This window comes from Bradyrhizobium sp., assembly GCF_049581145.1.
Lineage (GTDB): Bacteria > Pseudomonadota > Alphaproteobacteria > Rhizobiales > Xanthobacteraceae > Bradyrhizobium.
The window spans coordinates 1-5,636 of record NZ_JBAURI010001036.1 but is presented as its reverse complement, the minus strand read 5'-3'; the positions used below and the strand labels follow the sequence as shown (position 1 = coordinate 5,636).

Genomic DNA, 5,636 nt, shown 5'->3' with positions numbered 1-5,636 from the left:
GTCCCGATGTCGAGCTGCCCGGCCTCAAAGGCAGCCGACCGCGACGCCGGATCACGCCACCAGCGGATCACCAGGCGATCCAGATAGGGCATACCCGGATTCCAGTAGCTCTCGTTCTTGACATACTCCACATGGCTGCCGCGCACCCATTCCTTGACCTTGAACGGGCCGGTGCCGACCGGGGTGTTGTTGATCGGATTGGTGATGATGTTGCTGCCGGCATAGATGTGCTTCGGGATCAGCAGCCCCGCCTTGCCGGCCAGCACCGACTTGAAGAAGAATTCGGGCACCGGCGCCTTGAACTTCAGCACCGTCGTGTGCGCATCGACCGCCTCGGCGCCGACCAGGGCGTCGAGTGAGACGCCCGCCGAAATCGGCTTCCAGTATTCCATCGCGTTGTAGACGACATCGTCGGCCGTGAACGGCTTGCCGTCATGCCAGGTCACGTTCTCCCGCAGCTTGATGGTGTAGCTCTGGAAGTCCTCGGCCGGCTTGATATCGAGCGCCAGCACCGGTTCGAATTTCAGGTCGACGTTCAACCGCAACAGCCGCTCATGCACCTTGGTCGAGGTGAAATAGGGGCTCGAGCCGCCGCCGGCCGGAACGAACAGCGCCTGCGGCTCGAAACCGCCCCAGCTCGCGATCAGCATGCCCCCGCGTTTCGGCGCCGCGGTCGCGGCCCTGGCGGTCGACGGAAGCCGCGCCACGAGTGCTGCGCCCGCCGTGGTCAACAAGAAGTCGCGTCTGGAAACTCTGCTCATCCGATGCCTCTCAACAACAGCTTGAACTACCGGCCTCGTTTCGGTCGCCGTCTTGACGCTTCATTGGTCATCATCCGCAATGCTCGCGCTATTTGCTCTCCAGCGTCGAATAGGTGCCGCGGCCGATCGCGAGCAGCGAGCCCTTTTCGTCGAACACGTCGATATCGGCGACGCCGACGCTCTTGCCGGCGCGGCGCACCCGCGAAACCGCGATCAGCGCGGTGTCGACCGCGGGCTTGAGATAGTCGACCCGGAAGTTGACCGTCGGCAGTCCCCTGCCGACCATCATGCCGACGGCAAAATCACCGACCGTGTCGATGACGGAGGCGATCACACCGCCGTGCCATTGTCGCGAGCCGGGGCGCCGCTCGAACTCGGGCCGCATCGCCGCGCGCATGGTGACTTCCTGCTTGGCCGGATCGGCCGCTGTGACCTGCAGTCCCAGAAACAGGTTGAACGGCGAGGCATCCAGCAACTTCTGAATATCGGCCGCGCTCAATGCGGCGATCTGCTGCGCGCTCATGGCGTCACCACCACCTTGCCGAACACCACGCGGTCCTCGATGACGCGAAGCGCTTCGCTGGCGTCTTCGAGCGGATAGGCCTTGTCGATCAGCACCTTCAGCGTTCCGGACTGCACCATCCCGAACAGCGTCCTGATGTCGTCCGGCTCCCAGCCGTTGGAGCCGAGGATCTGCAGTTCGAAGGTCCAGATGAAGCGGATATCCTCCGTCGGCGCGTAGCCGGCGGTGGCGCCGCAGGTCAAGAGCCTGCCGCCCAGCTTGAGGACGCGCATCGATTTCACCCAGGTGTCGCCGCCGGTGAAGTTGACCACCACGTCGACGCCGCCGCCCTTGGCGAAGCGCCGCCGATGCGGCTTGCCATGGCGCTCGAACACCGCCTTCATGAAATCGGTCTGGGTGTAGAGGATGATCTCGTCGGCGCCGAGCTCGGTCAGGCGCCGTCCCTTCTCCTCGCTGCCGGCGCAGGCGATGACGTAAGCCCCCGCGAGCTTGGCGAGCTGGACGCAGCAGACGCCGACGCCGCCGCTGGCACCCAGGATCAGGACCTTTTCGCCCGGCTTGATCTTGCCGATCGTGTTCATCATCCGGATCGCCGTGCCATAAGCCACCGGCAGCGCGGCCGCCTGCTCAAAGCTGACTTCGTCCGGAATCCCAATCAACTGGTGGGCCTTGGCGCGGCAGAATTCGGCAAGTCCGCCGTCCTGGGTTTCGCCCATGAGGCCGCCTTCGACGCGGTTGATCGGATCGATCAGCACGCGGTCGCCGATCTTCCAGCCCTCGACGCCCGCGCCAAGCTCCGAAACCTCGCCGGCCACATCGAGCCCGACGATCACCGGCAGCGGCACCTTGATGCCGGGCATGCCGCGGCGGGTGAATACATCGTGATAGTTGATCGACGAGGCCCTGACCCGGATCACCACGTCACCCGCGCCAGCCTTCGGGGTCGGATAATCGGCCACGAATTGCAGCTTGTCGTTATCGCCATGTTCGCGAAGAACCATTGCGCGCATGTTGCTGTTCAGCTCCGTTTGTTAAGCCGTCGCCGCGGGGCGCCAGTCGCCGGCCCGTCGATGGCTTGTTGGGGTGTCGAAATGGCTCGTTTCGTCATCACATTCCGCTGCCGTCGGCGCGTTCGATCATCGCGCCGTGAATCCAATGGCAAGGTTGGCGGCGCTGCCGTGATCGACGATGATGCCATCGGCATAGGGCGCATGACCGATGCCGGCCGCATCGAGCGCGGCGCGCGGAATGTCGAGCGACCCAACCTGAAAGACGAGCGCGATCATGCGATCCGAACCGTCAGCGCTGGTCGGCGCGGCGCCGCAGTAGCGTTCCGCCACCGCTGCCGGCGTCAGCACGCGCACCGTCGCGGCGCCGGCCTTGAAAGACACGCCGCCGACAGCCGGCGCCAGCAACGGCGCACCGAACATGCGCTCGTACAGCGCAGCGGTCCGCGCGGGTTCCTGAGAAGCGATCACGAACTCGACGATGTTGAGCGCGCCGTTCGGATGTATCAGCCATTCGGGCCGATAGACCAGCTCCGGCGTATCGTGATGACAGAAGAATGTGCGCCCATTCTGCACCTCGTCCGAACTGATGCGCACCACGCGGAAACGCGCATCCTGCGGCCCGCCGGGCAGCGCCACCGGACGTGAAAAGCTGACGGGCGCCTCGGCCGGAACGTTGCGCGCTTTCAGCGCAGCCGCAACGATATCGGGATCCACCGACTTGAATACGAGGCCGGTCAGGCCCGCCGGATGCGTCCACAGGTCGGCGCGCGCGGTTTCCCGGCCAGGAAGGTAGCCAAGTAATTCGAGATAATTTTCTCCGAAGACCGCAAGATTATTGCTGGAACCGAGCGAATGATGGCCTCGTTCCGTCAAGTGAAAGCCGAGGCGCTGATATTGCGCGGCAGCCCTGTCCAATTCGCCCATCACATTGATGACCGCGTGATCCAGCACGGGCCGCACAGCATCGATCGTCAGGGGCATGCCTTCTCCACTCGTTCCTCGTCCGCGCAGCAAGTCTGATGCCACCTCAACGTGGAATCCCCTGCGTGAGGCGCGCATGTGCATCCACTTTTTTCATGGTCAATTCGATGGCTGCATCGGCATGCAGCGAGGTGGAGTCAAACATCGGCAGACTGACATGATGGGGACCGATCAGCAGGCAGATCTCGGTGCACCCGAGAATGACGCAATCCGCGCCTTGTGCCTTGCCGCGCGTGATGACATCGACATAGAGCTGCCGCGACTGCTCGCGCACGATGCCCTGACACAACTCGTCGAAAATGATGTCATGAACGATTGCGCGGTCGCCGGCATCCGGCACGATCGGCGCCAGGGCAAAGCTGTCACGCAGGCGCTCGACATAGAAGTCCTGCTCCATCGTATAGCGGGTCGCCAGCAGCAGCGGACGCCGGTACCCGCCTGCGCGAATAGCGGCAGCCGTGACATCGGCAATATGCAGCAGTGGTATCGACACCGCGCGCTGCACATCATCGGCGAGCTTGTGCATCGTGTTGGTGCAGATCAGCAGGCAATTCGCGCCAGCCTGTTCCAGGCCGCGGGCGATATGCACCAATACCGCGGATGCGTCGTCCCATCGGCCTTGCTTCTGCAGACTGACGATGTCGTCGAAATCGATCGAGCGCAGTAATATGTCCGCCGAATGCAGACCACCCAACCGACTGCGGATCTGTTCATTCAATCGGCGATAGTAGACCGCCGTACTCTCCCAACTCATCCCGCCAATCAGTCCAATCGTCTGCATCGCGCGCCGCCGCTCTCCGCGTGTTGTCCTATACCGGCAGAGTGTAGCGGCAGGTGCGCGCAAATCCGTTGCGTATTGCGATGATGATAGCCGGTTCGGCTGAGAATAATGTCTATAGTTTGCTCGATGGCAGGAATGGAATTCCACACTGACGACATCGCCTCGCTCAGACGTTCTCCCTCCGGCGCTGACGTTTCTGAATCGGCGCATCAGCTTGCAAAGGCGAATGTGCCCGGGCTTCAGTATCGGCGCGGCCCTGATTGTAGAGGACCCGGGCTGTTGGCCGCCCCTTGGTGCGGCGCGAGCCGGTAGCTGCCGAGACGTCGCCCACTTTCGCTGCCTTCTTCCATAGCATGGCATGGCGAATGTTTTTGCTCGCTCGACCTGACCTCATGCAATAATATTGCGGGATGTTGCAACGAAGAGGAAATGTTTTTCCGCAACCGGCGACGCTGAGGTCCAAATGCTCGATGAACTCGACCGCAAGATCCTGGCCGTTCTCCAAAGCGACAGCAGCCTCTCCGTTCAGGAGGTCGGCGATCACGTGGGACTGAGTTCAACACCGTGTTGGCGCCGGATTCAAAAGCTCGAGAATGCCGGCTATATTCGACGCCGTGTCGCGCTGCTTGATCCGGAAAAGCTCAATCTCGGCGTCAGCGTCTTCATCGCGGTCAGGACCAATCAACACAATGCCGAATGGGTCGACCGCTTCCGAAAGATCGTGACCGGCTTTCCGGAGGTGGTGGATTTTTTCCGTCTGAGCGGCGATGTCGACTACCTGATCCGTGCCGTGGTGCCCGATATCAGAGCCTATGACGATCTCTATCGCCGCCTGATATCGAAGATCGACATCTATGACGTGTCGTCGATGTTCGCCATGGAGCAGATCAAGTCGACGACGGAGCTGCCGCTGGTTTATGCTTCGGCGTCGCACGAGACCGGACGCCGCAGCAACATTTCCGTCTAGTACTGGTTTCCGGCGTGCTGGTCATATGGAACGAAGAAGGCAGAAGGAGTTGAGTCCCCCTCGAGGACTGACCGCTCTACCCGTTCTGCAATCATCGATCTCACCTTATCCCCGCAAGCGTGCGAGATAAGAAAGAGCCCGCACGAAGAAAGAGGCTACGCCGCCGCCTGCTCGCGGGGTTGATAGATTGCGATGTGCTGGCAATGCGCCAAGGGCGTGGTGCCGTTGGCGACCACGAGCGCGTCGAGCTCGACGAAGCGGTGGCCCTTCTTTTCGTAATTGCCGGTCACCTTCGCCCGCGCCGTGATCTCGTCGCCGGTCATGGCGGCCGACAACAACTGCATTTTGCTGCCGACATGAATCCAGGGACCGAGGATGGCGTTATCGACCAAAACCTTGTTCATCACCCGCTGCAGCAGGCCGGGATGGCCGAGATGTTCGCGCGCGAACAGCGGATCCGTTTCCCTGATGTCGGCGAGATATTGCCTTGCCGCATCGCCCGACCAGGCGCGCGGCAGCGTGCCGAGCCATTGGCCGACCCGATATGAGCTCACACTCGCCGGCTTGCGCTCCCTGACGGCGGCAACCGCGCTGAAATCGCCCAGCGCAACTG

7 protein-coding genes and 1 pseudogene are annotated in these 5,636 nt (G+C 62.4%); 1 reads left to right on the top strand and 7 read right to left on the bottom strand.

Features of this window, described 5'->3' with window-relative positions; all coding sequences use genetic code 11:
* From WCB02_RS33510 to WCB02_RS33485, 6 genes are all read right to left on the bottom strand, one after another.
* Positions 1-761: ABC transporter substrate-binding protein (locus WCB02_RS33510; RefSeq protein ID WP_423965191.1), on the bottom strand; the 761-nt coding region annotated here is incomplete at its 3' end.
* A gap of 88 nt (positions 762-849) precedes the next feature.
* A complete protein-coding gene (locus WCB02_RS33505; RefSeq protein WP_423965189.1) occupies positions 850-1,284 on the bottom strand; it encodes a PaaI family thioesterase in 435 nt (144 codons plus the stop codon).
* On the bottom strand, positions 1,281-2,294 hold the full coding sequence (locus WCB02_RS33500) for a zinc-binding dehydrogenase (protein WP_423965187.1): 1,014 nt from the start codon (positions 2,292-2,294) through the stop codon (positions 1,281-1,283). Before WCB02_RS33500 ends, WCB02_RS33505 begins: the two co-directional genes overlap by 4 nt.
* Positions 2,295-2,420: 126 nt before the next feature.
* Complete coding sequence (locus WCB02_RS33495) at positions 2,421-3,275, bottom strand: VOC family protein (RefSeq protein ID WP_423965184.1); 855 nt, start codon at positions 3,273-3,275, stop codon at positions 2,421-2,423.
* A gap of 46 nt (positions 3,276-3,321) precedes the next feature.
* On the bottom strand, positions 3,322-4,056 hold the full coding sequence (locus WCB02_RS33490) for an aspartate/glutamate racemase family protein (RefSeq protein ID WP_423965193.1): 735 nt from the start codon (positions 4,054-4,056) through the stop codon (positions 3,322-3,324).
* Between the two features lie 166 nt (positions 4,057-4,222).
* Entirely contained in the window at positions 4,223-4,600 is a 378-nt protein-coding gene (locus tag WCB02_RS33485; RefSeq protein ID WP_423965196.1) for a hypothetical protein, read from the bottom strand.
* Between WCB02_RS33485 and WCB02_RS33480 the strand changes: the two genes are divergently transcribed.
* Entirely contained in the window at positions 4,520-5,023 is a 504-nt protein-coding gene (locus WCB02_RS33480) for an Lrp/AsnC family transcriptional regulator (protein ID WP_423965181.1), read from the top strand. The genes WCB02_RS33485 and WCB02_RS33480 overlap by 81 nt on opposite strands.
* A 155-nt stretch (positions 5,024-5,178) precedes the next feature.
* On the opposite strand, the pseudogene WCB02_RS33475 reads toward WCB02_RS33480, so the two are convergent.
* Positions 5,179-5,636, bottom strand: a pseudogene (locus WCB02_RS33475) (hypothetical protein); the annotation flags it as partial.

Bases quoted from the DNA above. Each gene is read 5' to 3' on its own strand.
- WCB02_RS33505 (WP_423965189.1), bottom strand. From the start codon at position 1,284: ATGAGCGCGCAGCAGATCGCCGCATTGAGCGCGGCCGATATTCAGAAG.
- WCB02_RS33500 (WP_423965187.1), bottom strand. From the start codon at position 2,294: ATGCGCGCAATGGTTCTTCGCGAACATGGCGATAACGACAAGCTGCAA.
- WCB02_RS33495 (WP_423965184.1), bottom strand. From the start codon at position 3,275: ATGCCCCTGACGATCGATGCTGTGCGGCCCGTGCTGGATCACGCGGTC.
- WCB02_RS33490 (WP_423965193.1), bottom strand. From the start codon at position 4,056: ATGCAGACGATTGGACTGATTGGCGGGATGAGTTGGGAGAGTACGGCG.
- WCB02_RS33480 (WP_423965181.1), top strand. From the start codon at position 4,520: ATGCTCGATGAACTCGACCGCAAGATCCTGGCCGTTCTCCAAAGCGAC.